Origin of the sequence: Jeotgalibacillus terrae (assembly GCF_016908195.1) — a bacterium.
Lineage (GTDB): Bacteria > Bacillota > Bacilli > Bacillales > Jeotgalibacillaceae > Jeotgalibacillus > Jeotgalibacillus terrae.
The window spans coordinates 81,310-98,229 of sequence record NZ_JAFBDK010000007.1 but is presented as its reverse complement, the minus strand read 5'-3'; the positions used below and the strand labels follow the sequence as shown (position 1 = coordinate 98,229).

The window sequence follows — 16,920 nt, the reverse complement described above, 5'->3', positions numbered from 1 at the left end:
ATAATACTGAAAAGAAAAGAGTGATGGTGTGGTCCAGTCTAAAAAACAAAAATACTTGTTTTTGACGTTCTGCTTATTACCGACCTTTCTATTGTTTGTTATTTTTACAGTTTATCCAATGGTAAATGGTATTTATTTATCATTATTTGATTGGTCGGGAATGAGTGCAAACAGAGAGTTTGTTGGATTTGAAAATTATGTTCGTATGTTTAACGATGAAATTATTGGTAAGGCAATTTATAATGATTATTTCTTTGTTGTAACCAAGGTAATTGGCATTATGATTCTATCGTTATTTTTTGCTGTAGCCTTGACACAATTGAAAGTAAAAGAAGCACCATTTTACAGAGTAGTGTTTTTCTTTCCAAACATTATGTCAGTAGTAGTAATCGGAATCCTATGGCAATTTATCTACGAGCCTGATATTGGTCTTGTCAATGGACTGTTAACCTCCATTGGGCTTGAGAGTTGGACCAGACCCTGGCTTGGTTCAATGGAATGGGCGTTACCATCTTTAGTAGTACCGGCAATTTGGGCAGGAATTGGATTATTCATGCTATTGCTTATGGGAGGAATTATGAATATCCCAAAAAGCCAATACGAATCAGCTGAAATTGATGGAGCCAGTGAATGGCAGCAGTTTTGGAAAATTACCGTCCCATTAATATGGCCACAAATCAAAACCTCAATGATTTATATTGTGATCACTTCATTAAATGGTTCATTTGTACTTGTACAAATCATGACTAATGGGGGGCCAGGTAACGAAACGGAAGTTATGGGATCATACTTATATCAAAAAGCATTCGAGGATTTCCAATTTGGATACGGTGCAACAATTGGTGTACTCATTCTCATTTTATCTTTAGTGACAGTTTTAATTATGCAATTCGTATTAAAAAGAGAAAAAGTAGAATACTAGGGAGCGGGGAACTTATTTATGACAAAATTTTTAACCGGCGCTGCTGTGCGTATTCCATTAATTATATGGTCGATACTTGTCGTATTCCCATTAATATGGATGTTCATTGGTGCTTTTAAGTCAAATGCCGAAATTTTTTCATCTCCATGGTCCATGCCGGAAACCTATAATTTTGGGAATTTTGTATCTGCATGGGTTGATTTCAGTATAGGTTCATCTTTTCTCAATACGATATTTGTAACTGTATTAGGTACTGTACTTTGTCTGGCATTTTCAATTCCGACAACCTATGCACTTGAAAGGTTGCGTTTTAAAGGCAGTGAAGTATTATTTAATGTTTATCTTGCATCTATGATGATCCCGGCAGTACTTGGTTGGATTCCATTATTCTTTTTATTAATGAATATGAACCTTCTGGATAACCTGTTTGCATTATCAGCAGTTTATGCAATTTCACAGGTGCCATTTACGATATTCATCTTATCGAGCTTTATGGGGAGTGTCCCGAAAGAACTGGAGGAAGCAGCAGCAGTTGATGGCATGAGCCCATATGGTGTGCTGTTTAAAATCGTCACTCCAATGGTGAAAACAGGGATTATTACAGCTTCAATCTTAAATGCTATTACGTTCTGGAATGAATACTTTATGGCACTGATTTTGCTGCAAACTGAAAGCAAAAATACCCTGGGTGTACAAATGGATTTATTAAGTACGAATGCGCAATATGAAAGTGCCTGGGGCGCTTTATTTGCAGGTCTTGTTATTGCAGTAGTGCCTGTTATTATCTTCTATGCAATTTTCCAGCGCCATATCGTTAAAGGCATGACAGAAGGCGCAGTAAAAGGATAATTGGAGGGGAGAAGCCTTGAAGGATACTCAAATGGATTTTTCTAAAATAAAAAACCTGATTGATCAGGAAGTTGAAAACGGGACACTACCTGGTGCTGTGCTGGCTGTCACAACAAATAATAGCGTGCCTTTCATATATTCAGCAGGTTATGCACATAAAGAAATAGAGATTAAAGTGACTGAAGAAACATTATTTGATCTTGCATCGTTAACGAAAGTAACATCAACTTTACCTGCTATCTTACTATTACTTGAAGCAGGAGAAATTGATCTGGATGATCCTGTCTTTCATTACATTCCATCATTCAAGGAAAAAAATGATGACATTACGATTAAACATTTATTAACTCATACCAGTGGATATCAACCTGAGATTAAGTTTTATGAGCGCAATCTGACAGTAGATGAAGCAGTTCTTGAAATCGCAGGGATCACTTCAAAAAAACCTGCAGGCTCTGAGGTTATATACAGTGATTTAAACTATATTACTCTGGGCTATCTGATTGAGCAGGTTAGCGGTATGTCATTAAACGAATTTACAAAAGATAAAATCTATATGCCACTTGGGATGCAGAATACTTTTTTTAATCCTCCGGAACACATGAAAAAACAGACGGCTGCTACAGAGTTTCGAGATGAACTAAATGATTACCAGTGGGGCAGTGTACATGATGAAAATGCAGATCATTTTAATGGTGTAAGCGGTCACGCCGGACTCTTCTCAACTGTTAATGATCTGGCGAAATTCTGCCAGTTATTCCTGAATCGAGGGACTTATCAGGGGAAAAGGTTATGGTCACCGATGACTGTAGATGTGGCAGCTCATTGTTATACTGACGATTTGAACCTTAGTCGCGGACTTGGATGGCAATTGTATTCTACAGGCGTTTTTTCAGGACAGTATCTTCAGAACGGGTATGGTCATACAGGGTTTACAGGAACCTCCATGTGGATTTCACCTGACAAAAATCTGGCGATCGTATTATTAACAAACCGGGTTCATTATGGGAGAGAAACTAATATAAACAGCTTTAGAAGAAAGTTGCATAATCGCATAGCAATCACGATGGAAGAAGCCGGTGTTATTTAGGGGAGTGATCGTGTGAATGAAATAACAGATAGTTCAAAAAGATGGATTGGAATTGATGGAGGCGGAACAAAAACATCCTGTGTCATAGGAGACCGTAATGGACATATCCTGGGTGCGTCATTAACAGCTTCCAGTAACATTCATTCAAATTCACATCATCATGTTAAGGAAAGACTTCTTCATTTAATCATAGACGTCATGCAAAAAACAGACGTTTCTTATGATCAGATTGAAGTGATACAAATGTGTCTATCAGGCTGTGATCGGGAATCTGATAAACATACAGTCAGACAATTTTTTCAGGGAACAGAATTTGAAAAGAAGATCAGCATAGCGAATGATGCAATTGCTGCTTTGTATGCAGGCACAGCAGGAGCGCCAGGAATCGTCTTAATTGCAGGTACTGGGTCTATTGCTTATGGATTATCAAAAGATGAAAATAACCCGGTCAGAGTAGGCGGCTGGGGTTACCTTTTGGGAGATGAAGGCAGTGGTTATCACATTGGGCAAATGGCTTTGAAAAGCGTATTAAAAAGTTTCGATGGCCGGGGTTCTAACACCTTATTAACCACTATGCTTATGGAACACTTTGAAATAGAGAATATTCAGGAGATCATTCCGATTATATATGGAGATCAGTTTACAAGAACACTGATTGGAAGTCTCGCTGAAATTGTAATGAAGGCGGACGAATCAGGAGATACCGTTGCAAAAAATATTCTTAAACAGGCAGTATTAGAAAAATGCCTTATCGTAAAGGCAGCAATCAATCAGATGGATGAAGAAGAAATGTCTATCGTTCTTCATGGCGGGCTTTTTTCAAATGATCGTTATAAGAAAATGTTTTGCATTCAGCTAAATTCAGAAATGAACACTAAATTGAATATTATAAATCCTGATATACCTCCTGTGGCAGGAGCTTATATTCTTGCGCTAAAACAAAGTAATATACCAATAAGTCAAAAAGTGAAAAATCAATTAAGGGAGCACTACCAGCCTGCTGCAGACCGATGTTGATCGTGTGTGATTGATGAAATAAATTCTATAATTAGGATGATGGCCATATGGAAATGATATCGAAACTGACCACCGAAATGAGAAATGAAAAATCTAAAAATCTTGATCAAATGACGATTGATGAAATTCTTGAATTAATGAACGAGGAAGACAAAATGGTCCCTGATGCGGTAAAAGCTGTTCTTCCGGAAATCGGCCAGGCAGTTGCTTATGTAAAAGAAGCTCTTCTAAATGGAGGATCAGTTTTTTACATAGGTGCAGGTACCAGTGGCAGGATCGGCTTGCTCGATGCCGTAGAATGTCCCCCGACCTTCAGCACTTCAGCCGACAAAGTACAGGCTGTTTTGGCAGGAGGAGAGGCATCCCTTTTTAAGGCAATCGAGGGAGCGGAAGATAATCAAAATCAGGGAGTGAAAGATTTAGAAGTCAGGAAAGTCAGCAAAAGAGATGTTGTAATTGGTATCGCAGCAAGCGGAAGAACACCATACGTTAAGGGTGCATTAGAATATGCATCTTTCATTGGTGCGAAGGTAGTCAGTCTGACCAGCAATAAACACTCAGAGATCTCCAAATATGCAGATGTAGCGATAGAAGTTGTTACGGGACCTGAAGTGTTAACTGGCTCTACCAGATTAAAAGCTGCTACAGCTCACAAAATGATATTAAATATGATATCTACAGCCTCTATGATTAAATTCGGAAAGGTTTATCAGAACCTGATGGTAGATGTAAATGCTTCAAACTATAAGTTGAAAGAGCGCGCTAAAATGATTGTTAGTGAAGCAACAGGAGTGCCCTATTCTGAAGCAGAGCATGTTCTTGAAGAGACTAATTATGAAGTGAAACCTGCAATCGTAAAAATATTAACTGGAACAGATCCCGAAACAGCAAAATCAAAGCTGATTCAGGCAAATGGGTTTGTAAGAGAAGCGGTTAATAGTAAATAAGCTGACGAATAGAATGAAAGGCAATTTTAAAAACAGCGGTGGGTGCACACTGCTGTTTTGTTTTGGAATATTAAGTTTAGCAGTGTCAGAGGTATCATACGAAGTTAGCTTTGGGACTGTCTTTTAAAAATGCGGAAATCTTTATCAAGTTCAATATGTTTATGAAGCGGGTAATCGAATTCCTGATCGCGCTTCTCATGTTTTTCAGCCTGAATTTTTAACATAGACAGGATCGCATGCTGATTTTCATTCTCCATGCGGTCAAGCTGTAAATCGATTTTGTCGAATCTGGTATTAGTCTGCTGCTTGAAAGAGGAAAGTTCCTGTTTTTGCTCGTGAAGATCAGACTTGATCGCTTTCAGCTCTACGTTAATTCCACTCATCTCTCCATAGAGCACGTTCGTTTCTCTATGAATTCCGTTTATTTCTTCATGAATCCCTTTTATCTCGTTCTGCATGCCAGTCAGACCATCCTTCAAGCCGGATATATCTTGCTGCATGCCAGCCATACCATCCTTCAAACCAGTTATATCTCTCTGCATGTCTTTCAAAATATTTAACATCTCATTCTCCATTATTTTCACCTCCTTCTTGGTGAATCTATTATAAAACGCTCAGAGGTAAAAATATAGTTATGGATGAAGCTTCCTTTTTAAAGGCGTATAATAGATAGAAACAGAGAGGGAGTGTCATTATGCCAATCTACAACAAACTCGTACGCGACCTCATCCCGGACATCATCGCAGCAAGCGGGAAGTCAATGGAGACGCGGATTCTGAGCAATGAGGAATATGTGATTGAAGTGAAGAAAAAGATGAAAGAAGAGCTGGCTGAATACCACGCCACCCAGGATGACGAAGACGCAATTGAAGAACTCGCAGACCTGCTGGAACTGATCTCAGCGGCGGCTAGAACGCACGGTGTTTCGCTTGAAGAAGTGGAGAGAGTCAGGGAGTTAAAGGCAAGAGATCGTGGTGGGTTTAAGGAGAAGATTTATTTGGTGAGTGTGGAGGATTAAAATATGGCAGGTGAAAGCCAGTGAGTCATAAATTAAAAGTTGCTGAAGCAAGAGCAGAATATATAACTGAGCAGGACGTATGGAGCCATTTTAATTTTATTTTCTCGGAAAAATCCAAGAATTCAGCCTCCTATAAGTATGCGCTAGTAAAGTCTTTACTGGAGAATCTTTATAATGTAAACGAAAGCCTGGAATTAAGTTATTATCAAGTATTTGAAAGCTTTACAGAAATATATTGGAATTTAGTTATTCATCATAATCTTAGCCAATTAAATCTAAAACAAAAATCTGCAAGGATAGAAACAGTATTAAGAGAGTCATTGCAAAAACATAATTTAAACGAGCAAATAATATTCGAAAGAATTCCTGATCAAGTTAAACTCAAAATTGTTGGTAGAGTAATAAGTGAGTGCAAGAATGACGTAATGGGTGCTCTCTATGGGGATACTCAAGGGATGATATATTCTTTTGATAACTATAAACGGCAGTTGAAACTAACTGCTTCTTTTTATAGTTTTATGCAAAAGTATCAAAAAGTCATCATGTACCTCTCGAACTATCATTTAGCTCTTTTTCTTGAAAAGTTCAATTCAGGGTCAAGTACCGATGGATTATTATTAAAAATAGAAAATGTCTCAAAAAGAAAATCTCTCAATAGTTTTTATTTATTGTTAGCTTCTGTTTACCAAAAAGAATGTTTTTACTGCGGTAAAAGGGTGAAATCAAGAAGAGGTAATCATGTAGATCACTTTATTCCATGGAGCTTTATTCAAAATGACCAACTTTGGAATCTGGTGATAGCCTGTTCTAAATGCAATACTTCCAAAAACAACAAGTTAGCAGAAATAGAATACCTTGAAAAGCTTATTCAAAGAAACTGTCACCTGTCTGAGAATGAGAATATTATTGAAAGAATTGATATGCAGTTGTATACCCCAAATAAATTGGAGGATCTATACAAATATTCAAGACAAAATGGTTACACTGATGTATGGATTCCAAATAAATAATTGTGAAATACTGATGTATTGTTAAATTTTAATGATTTTGCGGAGGTGCCCGATGAACATCAGAAAAGCAACACCACAGGATGCAGCAGGTATTGCAAAGGTACAGGTTGATACATGGAGGACGACTTACAGAGGTATGGTGCCAGATGATTATCTTGATCAGATGACTTATTCACGCCGGGAAGAAGTGTGGGGGAAGATTATTGAAGATGGTCAGATAGTGTACGTGGCGGAGGACAATGGTGAAGTGGTAGGGTTTGCCAATGGTGGGGAAGAGAGAAGTAATAAGTACTCCGGCTATGACGGTGAACTGTTCGCCATTTACATTCTGGAGTCTTATCAGCGCCAGGGATTAGGCCGAAAGCTGATTGCGCCACTTGTTGAGGATATGAAGGTGAAAGGACTTACTTCAATGATCGTCTGCGTGCTTGAGAAGAATGACTCGAAGCAATTTTATGAAGTGCTTGGTGCTGAAAAGGTTGATACAGTAAAGATTAACTTTGGAGGCAGAGATCTGAAAGAAGCAGTTTATGGGTGGAAAGATATTGATCAGGTAAAGCTTTAAAAGAGAGACATTTACAAACGATCCTCACATCGTTTGTAAATGTCTTTTTTAGAACCTGCACCGCATATATGGATAAAAATGTTATGATCCTTCTAAGCTGTCAATTTTATAAATAGATGAGTTTAGCAGTAGGGGGTGTGCGCATGAATCAAATAAAAATACATAAGTGGAGCGATTATAAAGTGCCGGAACCGGTTTTACCATTTGTTACAGTCACCCACGAACAGAAGGTTATGTTCATCGAAGAAGATCTGACAAAGCTCATCAACGAAAATCCTTTTACATTCAGAGGGGACTTTACGCTGAAGATTGTTGATAGGGATGATATTTTTTGCGTCAACATTAAGAACCTGCCATACCTTCCGGATCGTATTGATATGTTTTCTGACGGAACTGTCCTGCTGGTGTCAGGCAGGGCATGGAAAACAGAGGACGATGTTCAGCAGAATGCACGCAGATATAACATGGATGGCGAGTGTCTGGATGAGTTTGCGCTGGGAGATGACATTGTCAGGCTTTCCATTGATGATGAAGATACCATCTGGGTGGGATATTCGACTGAAGGCGTGTATGGGGATGTTGGACGGGAAAGAGCGATTGCTGCACCCGGACTGGTTGCTTTTTCTAAGCAAGGTGAAGTGAAGTGGGAAGGCTGGGCATATGATATTCATGCAGTGCTGGCGATGAATGTCTATCATGCCGGGCGCGCCTGCGTTCACTATTCATTAATGTCGTGGTTAGTGCAGCTGGATCATTTTGATGAAGTAATGAAAAGTGAAGTGGAAGAACGGGCGTGGATCAGCCAGTTTATGATGCTCGATGGTGAAACGATGCTGGCATGTGCTCCCCGGACTGAGTTGTATCTACTCAGGTCTGACAGAGGGGTATTGACGAAAAAAGAAGAGTTAACTTTAAAAGCGGACGGCAGTGCTTGTCACGGACAGATTGTGATGCGGGGAAACACTATTTTTGTGTTTAATGAAGATGGTATCTATCAGCGGGAGATCACACTGGAGATTTTGAATGCAGATAATTGAAGAGGAGGCTATACATATATGACAACAATCGTACTGAACAAATGGAGCGATGTAGTTCTGCCGGAGCGGGGAAGATATCAGATGGCGGTAACACGGGACCGGAAGATTGTATTCATTGAAGCTGATATGAACGAGCATATAAACAAAAATCAACGCACGTTCCGGGAGGACTTTACAGTCAATATACTGGATCGTAACGATGTAACTTCTTTTGTCACAAAAGATCTCCCTTTTCCGCCAAGTCATATTGATACTTATACAGATGGCACGTTTTTGCTTGTATCAGGCAGGTGCTGGAGAGGTCATGACTGGGTACAGCATAATGCGAGAAGATGCAGTGCGGATGGTGAGTGTCTGGATGAATTTGTCCTTGGAGACGGAATATCCACGCTGGCAATTGATGATGAGGATAAGATCTGGGCTGGTTATTTTGATGAAGGGGTGTATGGAAATCTTGGGTGGGATGAGCCGATCGGCCGTTCAGGACTGGTCGCTTTTTCAGAGAGCGGAGAGATCTTGTTCCGGCCTAAGCTTCCAATGATCCATGAGTTGCTGTCGTTAAATGTTGATCGTGCCGACAGTGTCTATGCTTACTACACACTATTTTCTTCTATTGTTCATTTTGATCATTTTGAAGAAGTGCAAAACAGCGAGATTCATCAAAGCATTGATATAGGTCCGATCATGTTGCTTGATGATGAATTGTTGCTCACATACGATTATAGGATCAGGGCGCTGTCGCTTTTGAAAAAGCATGAGGGTGTTTTTACGAAAGAGAAGGAATTCAGACTCGAGGATGCTGATGGGAATGATTTGAATAAGGGTAACGCAGTGATCAGGATGCGCGGCAATCACCTGTTTCTTTTAAATGATTCCGGGATTTATCAGGTGGAGGTTACGGCTGAGATGCTGGTGTAGGAAGGATGTAGTGGCACGGTTTGTCCATGCTGTGCCACTACTCTTATTACCACTCATCGATCAACTCGCCGTCCTCATCATAAGCCCTGGCATTCACATCAACTAAGCTGCTGTATCCACCAACCCAGTAGAAGGCGGTTCGTTCTTCGCCTTCTATGATTTTAGCTTCATGGATTTCCTCATCGAATTCAAGCTCGATCCGCTCAACCTGATCAGTGACCTCACCTGCAAGGATGGCAACCGGCTGCCGGTCTGCTTCTGCTGCATCATCCATATTCCAATAAGTCATACCAAAACTGATGATCGGTGATTCTGCGGTGTTTTCAGCTGAGAATTCAGTGGAGCCTGTGTAGTGCCACTGACCGTTTTCAGTTGAAAATTGGGCGTTACCCATTCCGTCTTCAGTGAAATAAATTGCAAAGGCGTATTCGCCGTCGTAAGGTGCGCTAACGAGAATTTCTTCATATTCAATTCCTTCATCCATCATGATCTGTTCCATAGAGATGCTTTCTTGAGGTGTTTTCTCTTTGGTGCATCCACTCAATAAAACGATGGCAACACCAATCATGAATAGACGTATTCCGTTTCTCATTTTACTCTTCCTTCAGCTTCAGCGTATCAATATACTGCTTTGCTTCAAGAAGTGACAGACCTTTCGTTTCACGTACCCTTTTTACCGCTTGAACATCTTTACCTTGATGAATAAGTACTTTCAGCTCCTGATGCAGTTCCTCATAAAGACCTTCTTCCGTTATATCCGTATGTGCAGACAGCTGCTCTACTTTATAGTCCAGCGTCTTAACACGCTGTTCGAGCCTGAAAATTGTAGATAGCAGATAAATGACGGCCACTAGTGTAATGATTTCAATAAAGTTAAATTCCATATCTAAACTCCTGTCTGGTACCGCAATACCATTTTCTACAATATAACATTTCCAATATATGAAATGAACTGTTAATATGACTGATAGATTAAATTTGGAAGGGTGACTAGAATGAGTAAGGAAGACAAGGATATGATTGTAATAGGCAAAAAGAAGTTTGCGATTTTAATTGCGGTAATTGTTGGTGGGACGATTATAGCAAATGGTATAGTCACTCAGGCACTGGAAAGGCTGTTTTAATCAATGAGCAAAGCTGAAAAAGTTCTATCTTCCAAAAAGTTCGCACCTGTTTACTTCATAACAGCTGTCCTATCAGCCATCCTTTTTCTATATCTCGACTTTCCGCTGCCAATTATATTTTTGTTATCGGGCTCATGCCTGATGCAGGGACTCTATTTCCTGAACCGTGAAGCTCTACATCACAAATAGAGAAACCTAAAAACGAAGGAGCGCTTGGCTCCTTCGCAGGCATTATCCTGTATACACATCTTCCTTCGCATATCTCACCTTGTCCGGCTTCGTCGTTGCCAGTGAAAACGCGAGTGTGATTGGTCCGAGTCTGCCGAGGAACATCAGGATCATCACTATGACTTTACCGGGGTCACTTAATTCACCTGTAATACCCATTGATAATCCAACTGTGCCAAAGGCAGAAAACGTTTCGAAAGCAAGCTGTAAAAAGGGAAGTTCTGGTTCTGTCACGGTTAGTAAAAACAGCGTAACAAATACTGTCGCAACCCCGACAAGTGCAATTGCAAATGAACGGAGGACAATGTCTCTTTTGATTGTCCGGTTCATCAGGGTGACTTCGCTTCTCTTCTGCAGGTAGCTGATGACCGCTACAATCATGACAATGGCGGTTGTCAGCTTGATTCCACTCCCTGTTGATCCGCTACCGGCCCCGATAAACATCAGCACCATCATCAATAAAACAGATGATGTTTCCATGTCCCCGATATTTAACGTATTAAATCCGGCAGTTCTGGTTGTGACCGCCTGAAAATAGGACGTCCACATTTTATCTATAAACGAAAGGGAGCCGATGGTATCCGGGTTCCCATATTCAAGAAAGAAAATCATCAAAAAGGCCATCACGTTCACGACCAGTGTTCCAATAATCATGAGCTTCGAATGCAGTGAAAGCTTTTTAAAGATCGGCTGATTTTTCACATCTATCAGTACAGTGAAGCCTAAACCGCCGAGTATAAACATGCCTGTAATGACCAGGTTAACTACCGGGTCACCCGCGTAGCCCATCAGACTGTCAGACCATAATGAAAATCCTGCGTTATTAAATGCTGAGATAGAATGAAACAAGCTGGTATATAAGCCGAACTTCCATCCGTACTCAGGTACCCATACAGTAGCCAGTAAAATCATGCCAAACAACTCAATCATGATTGAAAACACAAACAGTCTGATTGTCAATCGGATGACGCCGCCAACTGCTGTTGGTTCAGGGCTTCCTGTAAAAGCAGCCGTTCCTTCAGCGAAATTCTTTTTCCTAATATCAAAATGGCAAGTACGGCGAATGTCATGAACCCCAGTCCGCCGATCTGAATCAGCATCATAATAACCGTCTCACCAAAGACGGTGAAAACAGTTCCTGTATCAACTGTCACAAGCCCTGTTACAGTAGTGGCTGAAGTTGCCATAAAGAAAGCATCGATCCACGAAATGCCCTCTGCTTCAGTTGCTAAGGGCAGTTTTAAAAGCAGTGTGCCAATTAAAATGGTGATCGCAAATCCCCCCATTAAAAACTGGGGAGGGGTTAATGTGATTTTACGTTTCTTCATGCTCCACACCTCTCAAATACCAGATTAAAAAGCAGTATTTTCAAATCTTTCAAGATCTGACTTATGTCCCATTACAACGAGGATCGTGCCCCGTTGGATGAGGTCATCTGGAGAGGGAGCAATGTTCACATGGTCTTGATCTTTATATGCCAGCACAGTCCCCCCATACTTAGCTCTAATATCCAGTTCAGCTAATGACCGGTTGTTCATTTTAGAAGTCGCCAGCAGTTCGGCAATACTGTATTCCTCAGACAGATCAATAAAATCGATCAGCGTATCTGAAGACAGGTTGTGTGCCACCCGTTTTGCTGTTTCGTACTCAGGATGAACAATGACGTCTGCTCCGATTTTTTCAAGCACCTTATGATGATAATCATTCTGCGCTTTAACAACTACCTTCTTAATCCCTAACTCTTTCAATAAAAGCGTTGTCAGCACGCTTGCCTGAATGTCATCACCAATCGCTACAATCACTTCATCAAAATTTCTGATCCCCACATTAATCAGGGAGCGCTCATCTGTACTGTCGAGCTGAATAGCATGTGTGGAATATTCCACATATTCCTCCACCTTATCTTCTGACAGATCGATCGCCATGACCTCATGTCCGATTGAGTACAACTCCTTGCAGATACTACCGCCAAAACGGCCTAACCCAATGACTGAAAATTGCTTTTTTGCCATTTTTTACACTCCTTTTCAAATAAAAAAAACCACATCACAAAGAAATGGTCAGAGTTAGACCTTTCTCTCCTTAACGCTTACGGGGTTAGCTGTCGGATTAGGGACTGAAGAGTATCCCTTCTTTCAAATGAAAGACTCACCCCAAGACCAGATGGCCAAAAAAATGGGTCCCCCGCACAAAAAATGTTTCAGCGATTTAAAGGCAGTTATGTGATTGATAGATAAAATCTACTCCTGTTATCTCAACTTGTTAATATAGGGTGAAAAAGATTAATTCATCTGAAAATTTAAGAGGTTTTAATTTCTCTTTATAAAAATTTACTAACCTCAGATGTATATTTCTCTCCCATTATGTTCAAGATTTGAACAGGGGGTGATGGTGTGGAAAGTGCTTCATTTTCGAAAAAAGTGTCAGTTCATCAGACTCAAAATATGCAAGAATTGCAGGAGCAGGTTTCTTATTACAGCGGAAATACAAACGATCTGGTCATGCTGCAGATCCATCATGAATCCATAGAACGTACTTCAATCATTGTTTACATTGAGCCTCTTATTGATTCAGTCAAACTTGAAGAACTTCTGGAATGGTCAAAAGAGATGAAGTGGCTGACAAACGAGCGGGTAACAAGCAGTAAGATACAGTCTTATGATGATACATTGAGATTTGAACAACTAGTGAAGCAGTTATTAGAAGGAGAAGCTTTTCTAATCTCTATGGAAGAGAGTAGCTGGGTAATTGAAGGAATTAAGATTCCAAAAAAGTTGTCAAGAGCAATTGAGGAGCCGAAGAGTGAACAGATCGTCAGGGGATCTCACAGTGGTTTTAATGAATCACTGACAAGCAATATTTATCAGATTCGCCAAAGGCTAAAGACATCGCATTTAGTGATTAAATATTTTCAGATTGGAAAAGAATCCAATACGAACAGTGCATTGATCTACGTAGATAATATTGCCAACTTGATGATTGTGGAAGAATTTATCAGAAGGATACAAAGTATAGATGTGGACGTTGCACATAGCGTTGGATTTCTGGAAGAGATGTTAGAGGATAACTGCTTTTCCCCATTTCCACAGTTTCTGGTGACAGAAAGGTCTGACCGGGTGACTGGTAATCTATCTGAGGGACGGATCGCCTTTATGCTCGATGGATCACCGACAGCCATTATCGGGCCTGCAAACTTTTTTGCATTTTATCAGTCCCCGGATGATTATAATGGACGCTTTATCATTGGCACATTCTACAGATTGCTGCGTTTATGCAGTTTTTTAGTGGCGCTGCTTCTGCCCGCTATGTATATTGCGATCATCAGTTTTCACTTCGAGGTTATTCCCGAAGCCCTGACGCTGCCGACGAAAAGGGCAGTAGAAGGAATTCCATATCCTCCTTTATTTGAGGCACTGGTATTGGAAATTACCATTGAATTAATCAGGGAGGCGACAATCAGGCTTCCGTTCCCCGTTGGCCAGACAATCGGCGTAGTTGGAGGCCTCGTGATCGGTGATGCGGTGGTCAATGCCGGTTTCGTTTCTAATGTTATGGTCATCGTTGTTGCCCTGACGGCGATTTCTTCTTTTGTGGTGCCGTCTATTGAGATGAACTCAACTGTCCGCATATTACGATTCCCTTTTATGCTGCTCGCCACATTATTTGGCTTTTATGGTGTGACTGTTGGATTAACGCTTTTATTAATTCATCTGATCCGGCTTGAATCACTAGGTATGCCGTATTTAAGTCCGTTTGCACCTTTTCACAAGTCGGGTATGAGGGACACTATTTTACGGATGCCTTCCTGGTTGCAGAGCACTCGTCCTGCGGAAACGATGACACTGAATAAAATCAGACAGGGATTTTCAAAGCGGTGGCACTATGCAAATAAAAAATGAAGTGACGGGCTGGCAATTATTCTATCTGGTGGTTCAGACGCAGGTTGGTATTGGAGTCCTTTCAATGCAAAAGGACATATCGATCGTTTCAAGACATGATGCCTGGATCTCACTTGCCATTGGCGGGATACTCATTCAGCTTTTACTGATGGTGTTTCTTTGGTTATTACTAAGAGCAGGTGAAGTCGATTATTTCATCTTATTGGAAAAAGCATTTGGACAGATCATTGGTAAACTGTTAGCCGCATGTTATCTGGCATATTTTATATATATTTTACTGGTTTCGAATCTGTCATTCACAAAAGTGATATCTGAATGGATTTATATGGATACGCCAAGATGGATATTGATGCTGCTGTTTCTGATTCCCGCTATGTATTGTGCAAGTGGAAAAGTGGTTCATATTGCAAGGTTTTCAATGCTGGTTTCAATTATCCTGCCTGTATTGGTAATGCTTTTAATTCCTGTATACAGCACGCCTAATTACACGCATTTTTTTCCCATTGGATCAGAAGGTGCAGGACAAATACTTAAAGGCCTGGAAGCTACATTGCTCGCGTATATCGGCTTCGAATCATTTTTATACTTTAGTAAATATGTAAGAAGTAACCGTGAAAAGGAATTGAAAAAAGCAGCATTTTCCACTCTTTTTGTGACAGTGTTCTACCTGTTTTTGCTCATCAGTACTCAGGTGTACTTCCATATCGAAGAGTTGGTCATTGTACCATACGCAGTTCTTTATATATTAAAATCTCTCAGCTTTGTCATTGTGGACCGGATCGACTTAATATTTTTATCACTGTGGATCGTCATTGCGCTTACATCTTTTGTGAATTTTTTGTTTATCGCTTCAAATGAATCAAAGAATTTATTTCACTTAAAGAGTCATAAACGACCGATTATATTTATCGTCTTTGCTGTCTTTGTGACATCTCTTTTTATCAAAGAAAAACAGGATATCATTGGCGTGCAGACTGCGCTTCCTGCTGTGGCTATTATTTTTACTGTCATTCTGCCGCTGGGCACATTATGTTTTTATCTTTTATTCAGAAAGGAAAAGGAAATATGAAAAGAGCTATTTTCCTTTTACATGTTGTGCTGACCTTTTTTCTTGCTGGCTGCTGGGATCAAAACCTGCTGAAGGATACGCAGCTGGTTTATACAGCTGGGTATGATCAGACGGAGGAAGGAGATATTCAAGCTACAACATTAGCACCGCCGGTAGAAGAAGGCGGGGTAGAAAATGAGGTTACAGTAACAGGACGTTCGATGCTTGATACCATGTATGAAATGGATCTTCGTATCGCAGAATACGCTAATTTTTCAAAGCTTCAAACTGTATTGATTGGAGAAAGTTTAGCTGCGGATTCCGTCTATCCATTTTTAGATGAGCTGTACCGGAATCCTGACAGTAACCTGCATGCGCGTCTGGCTCTCGTTGCTCTGCCGGCAGTGGATCTGTTATCAAGTGAAATTGAAACGCAAAAAAATAAGTCAGAGTATTTTAAAGGTATTCTCGAAAGCTCTGAACTGACCAGTGTCATTCCATATATGTCACTTCAGGAAGCCTGTACGATCATATTCAGTCCTGAAAGAGACCTGTATTTGCCTTATCTTACTTATGATGAGAAAACCAAGCGTGCAAAAATAGATGGTCTTGCCCTTTTTCATCAAAAAAAGTTCACTGAAGAATATTTAAATACAGAGGAAAGTGTCATTTTTAATATACTGAATAATGATATTGAAGAGGTGGCCAGAATTACCCGCCGTGTTCATGAAGACAGAAATCCGGAAGTAGAGAACTGGATTACGATCGAGGTAAAGGATGCAAAAAGCAATTTGAAAGTAAATCGACAATTGTCAAAGCTGCGGGCAGAGGTGACTTTAGAGATTGTGGTGCTTGAATACGGACAGAATAAAATTACAAATAAAAAAGAAAAAGAACTGACGAATATATTATCAGATCTACTAGCCGAAGATATTCGTCGTGTACTGAAAAAACTACAGTCATCCAAATCAGACGCACTGGGTCTTGGCAGTCAGGTAGCTTCTTTTAATGCGGAGCGATGGGATGAAGCGACGTGGAGTGAAACCTATCAGCAGCTTGATCAAGAAGTGGATGTGGATATCAAGCTGATTAGTACTGGAATTATAGAGTGATTGAAATGTAGTGAATTGTCCGTCTGGTTTACATGAGCGATGGGAAAAGTTTAAGGAGGAACCATATTCTAAAACCCATAGTCAAATCCTTATTTTAAAACATCTTATTCTCACCCGATATAAAGAATAAAAGAGA

Annotated in this window: 18 protein-coding genes, 1 pseudogene and 1 riboswitch; of the genes and pseudogenes, 14 read left to right on the top strand and 5 right to left on the bottom strand. The window is 40.2% G+C overall.

The window, feature by feature from the left end; all coding sequences use genetic code 11:
* Positions 1 to 28: 28 nt before the first annotated feature.
* The 5 genes from JOD21_RS08835 to murQ are packed head-to-tail and all read left to right on the top strand — an operon-like array spanning position 29 to position 4,825.
* A complete protein-coding gene (locus JOD21_RS08835) occupies positions 29 to 922 on the top strand; it encodes a carbohydrate ABC transporter permease (RefSeq protein WP_041123662.1) in 894 nt (297 codons plus the stop codon).
* An 18-nt stretch (positions 923 to 940) separates the two neighbouring features.
* The gene (locus JOD21_RS08830; RefSeq protein ID WP_041123661.1) at positions 941 to 1,771 is read left to right on the top strand and encodes a carbohydrate ABC transporter permease; all 831 of its coding nucleotides are present in this window, start codon (positions 941 to 943) and stop codon (positions 1,769 to 1,771) included.
* A 16-nt stretch (positions 1,772 to 1,787) separates the two neighbouring features.
* Positions 1,788 to 2,861, top strand: a complete 1,074-nt coding sequence (locus JOD21_RS08825; protein ID WP_204729257.1) for a serine hydrolase domain-containing protein — start codon at positions 1,788 to 1,790, stop codon at positions 2,859 to 2,861.
* Between the two features lie 12 nt (positions 2,862 to 2,873).
* Entirely contained in the window at positions 2,874 to 3,878 is a 1,005-nt protein-coding gene (locus JOD21_RS08820; RefSeq protein WP_204729256.1) for a BadF/BadG/BcrA/BcrD ATPase family protein, read from the top strand.
* 47 nt (positions 3,879 to 3,925) lie between these two features.
* Entirely contained in the window at positions 3,926 to 4,825 is a 900-nt protein-coding gene (gene murQ / locus JOD21_RS08815; RefSeq protein WP_204729255.1) for an N-acetylmuramic acid 6-phosphate etherase, read from the top strand.
* A 104-nt stretch (positions 4,826 to 4,929) separates the two neighbouring features.
* Here the strand turns inward: murQ and JOD21_RS08810 are convergent, their stop codons facing one another.
* A complete protein-coding gene (locus JOD21_RS08810; RefSeq protein ID WP_204729254.1) occupies positions 4,930 to 5,400 on the bottom strand; it encodes a hypothetical protein in 471 nt (156 codons plus the stop codon).
* A 119-nt stretch (positions 5,401 to 5,519) separates the two neighbouring features.
* Between JOD21_RS08810 and JOD21_RS08805 the strand changes: the two genes are divergently transcribed.
* From JOD21_RS08805 to JOD21_RS08785, 5 genes are all read left to right on the top strand, one after another.
* Positions 5,520 to 5,843 (top strand): nucleoside triphosphate pyrophosphohydrolase, encoded by a 324-nt coding sequence (locus tag JOD21_RS08805; RefSeq protein ID WP_204729253.1) that lies wholly within the window; start codon positions 5,520 to 5,522, stop codon positions 5,841 to 5,843.
* 20 nt (positions 5,844 to 5,863) lie between these two features.
* Entirely contained in the window at positions 5,864 to 6,853 is a 990-nt protein-coding gene (locus JOD21_RS19570) for an HNH endonuclease domain-containing protein (protein ID WP_204729252.1), read from the top strand.
* 52 nt (positions 6,854 to 6,905) lie between these two features.
* Complete coding sequence (locus tag JOD21_RS08795; protein ID WP_204729251.1) at positions 6,906 to 7,418, top strand: GNAT family N-acetyltransferase; 513 nt, start codon at positions 6,906 to 6,908, stop codon at positions 7,416 to 7,418.
* A gap of 143 nt (positions 7,419 to 7,561) precedes the next feature.
* Positions 7,562 to 8,455 (top strand): hypothetical protein, encoded by an 894-nt coding sequence (locus tag JOD21_RS08790; RefSeq protein WP_204729250.1) that lies wholly within the window; start codon positions 7,562 to 7,564, stop codon positions 8,453 to 8,455.
* 18 nt (positions 8,456 to 8,473) lie between these two features.
* Positions 8,474 to 9,373, top strand: coding sequence for a hypothetical protein (locus tag JOD21_RS08785; RefSeq protein WP_204729249.1), 900 nt, complete (start codon positions 8,474 to 8,476; stop codon positions 9,371 to 9,373).
* Between the two features lie 46 nt (positions 9,374 to 9,419).
* On the opposite strand, the gene JOD21_RS08780 is transcribed toward JOD21_RS08785, so the two are convergent.
* Positions 9,420 to 9,965, bottom strand: coding sequence for a hypothetical protein (locus JOD21_RS08780; protein ID WP_204729248.1), 546 nt, complete (start codon positions 9,963 to 9,965; stop codon positions 9,420 to 9,422).
* 1 nt (position 9,966) lies between these two features.
* Positions 9,967 to 10,257, bottom strand: a complete 291-nt coding sequence (locus JOD21_RS08775) for a hypothetical protein (protein ID WP_204729247.1) — start codon at positions 10,255 to 10,257, stop codon at positions 9,967 to 9,969.
* A 111-nt stretch (positions 10,258 to 10,368) separates the two neighbouring features.
* On the opposite strand from JOD21_RS08775, the gene JOD21_RS19450 reads away from it, so the two are divergent.
* Complete coding sequence (locus tag JOD21_RS19450; RefSeq protein ID WP_275579581.1) at positions 10,369 to 10,497, top strand: hypothetical protein; 129 nt, start codon at positions 10,369 to 10,371, stop codon at positions 10,495 to 10,497.
* Between the two features lie 231 nt (positions 10,498 to 10,728).
* On the opposite strand, the pseudogene JOD21_RS08770 reads toward JOD21_RS19450, so the two are convergent.
* Together JOD21_RS08770 and JOD21_RS08765 are read right to left on the bottom strand one after the other, a co-directional pair.
* A pseudogene (locus JOD21_RS08770) lies at positions 10,729 to 12,053 on the bottom strand (TrkH family potassium uptake protein).
* A 24-nt stretch (positions 12,054 to 12,077) separates the two neighbouring features.
* Positions 12,078 to 12,737 (bottom strand): potassium channel family protein, encoded by a 660-nt coding sequence (locus JOD21_RS08765; protein WP_204729246.1) that lies wholly within the window; start codon positions 12,735 to 12,737, stop codon positions 12,078 to 12,080.
* A 59-nt stretch (positions 12,738 to 12,796) separates the two neighbouring features.
* A riboswitch (cyclic di-AMP (ydaO/yuaA leader) is annotated at positions 12,797 to 12,941 on the bottom strand.
* A 177-nt stretch (positions 12,942 to 13,118) separates the two neighbouring features.
* Here JOD21_RS08765 and JOD21_RS08760 point away from each other — a divergent pair.
* Genes JOD21_RS08760 through JOD21_RS08750 form a run of 3 tightly spaced genes read left to right on the top strand, consistent with a single transcriptional unit; the run spans position 13,119 to position 16,784 of the window.
* Complete coding sequence (locus tag JOD21_RS08760; RefSeq protein ID WP_204729245.1) at positions 13,119 to 14,624, top strand: spore germination protein; 1,506 nt, start codon at positions 13,119 to 13,121, stop codon at positions 14,622 to 14,624.
* The gene (locus JOD21_RS08755) at positions 14,608 to 15,693 is read left to right on the top strand and encodes a GerAB/ArcD/ProY family transporter (RefSeq protein ID WP_204729244.1); all 1,086 of its coding nucleotides are present in this window, start codon (positions 14,608 to 14,610) and stop codon (positions 15,691 to 15,693) included. Before JOD21_RS08760 ends, JOD21_RS08755 begins: the two co-directional genes overlap by 17 nt.
* Positions 15,690 to 16,784 (top strand): Ger(x)C family spore germination protein, encoded by a 1,095-nt coding sequence (locus JOD21_RS08750; RefSeq protein ID WP_204729243.1) that lies wholly within the window; start codon positions 15,690 to 15,692, stop codon positions 16,782 to 16,784. Before JOD21_RS08755 ends, JOD21_RS08750 begins: the two co-directional genes overlap by 4 nt.
* Positions 16,785 to 16,920: the final 136 nt, after the last annotated feature.

Excerpts from the sequence above, each read along its gene's own strand:
- JOD21_RS08790 (WP_204729250.1), top strand. The coding sequence starts at position 7,562 with ATGAATCAAATAAAAATACATAAGTGGAGCGATTATAAAGTGCCGGAA.
- JOD21_RS08830 (WP_041123661.1), top strand. The coding sequence starts at position 941 with ATGACAAAATTTTTAACCGGCGCTGCTGTGCGTATTCCATTAATTATA.
- JOD21_RS08810 (WP_204729254.1), bottom strand. The coding sequence starts at position 5,400 with ATGGAGAATGAGATGTTAAATATTTTGAAAGACATGCAGAGAGATATA.
- murQ (WP_204729255.1), top strand. The coding sequence starts at position 3,926 with ATGGAAATGATATCGAAACTGACCACCGAAATGAGAAATGAAAAATCT.
- JOD21_RS08795 (WP_204729251.1), top strand. The coding sequence starts at position 6,906 with ATGAACATCAGAAAAGCAACACCACAGGATGCAGCAGGTATTGCAAAG.
- JOD21_RS08765 (WP_204729246.1), bottom strand. The coding sequence starts at position 12,737 with ATGGCAAAAAAGCAATTTTCAGTCATTGGGTTAGGCCGTTTTGGCGGT.
- JOD21_RS08805 (WP_204729253.1), top strand. The coding sequence starts at position 5,520 with ATGCCAATCTACAACAAACTCGTACGCGACCTCATCCCGGACATCATC.
- JOD21_RS08750 (WP_204729243.1), top strand. The coding sequence starts at position 15,690 with ATGAAAAGAGCTATTTTCCTTTTACATGTTGTGCTGACCTTTTTTCTT.
- JOD21_RS19450 (WP_275579581.1), top strand. The coding sequence starts at position 10,369 with ATGAGTAAGGAAGACAAGGATATGATTGTAATAGGCAAAAAGAAGTTT.
- JOD21_RS08755 (WP_204729244.1), top strand. The coding sequence starts at position 14,608 with ATGCAAATAAAAAATGAAGTGACGGGCTGGCAATTATTCTATCTGGTG.
- JOD21_RS08785 (WP_204729249.1), top strand. The coding sequence starts at position 8,474 with ATGACAACAATCGTACTGAACAAATGGAGCGATGTAGTTCTGCCGGAG.
- JOD21_RS08780 (WP_204729248.1), bottom strand. The coding sequence starts at position 9,965 with ATGAGAAACGGAATACGTCTATTCATGATTGGTGTTGCCATCGTTTTA.
- JOD21_RS08775 (WP_204729247.1), bottom strand. The coding sequence starts at position 10,257 with ATGGAATTTAACTTTATTGAAATCATTACACTAGTGGCCGTCATTTAT.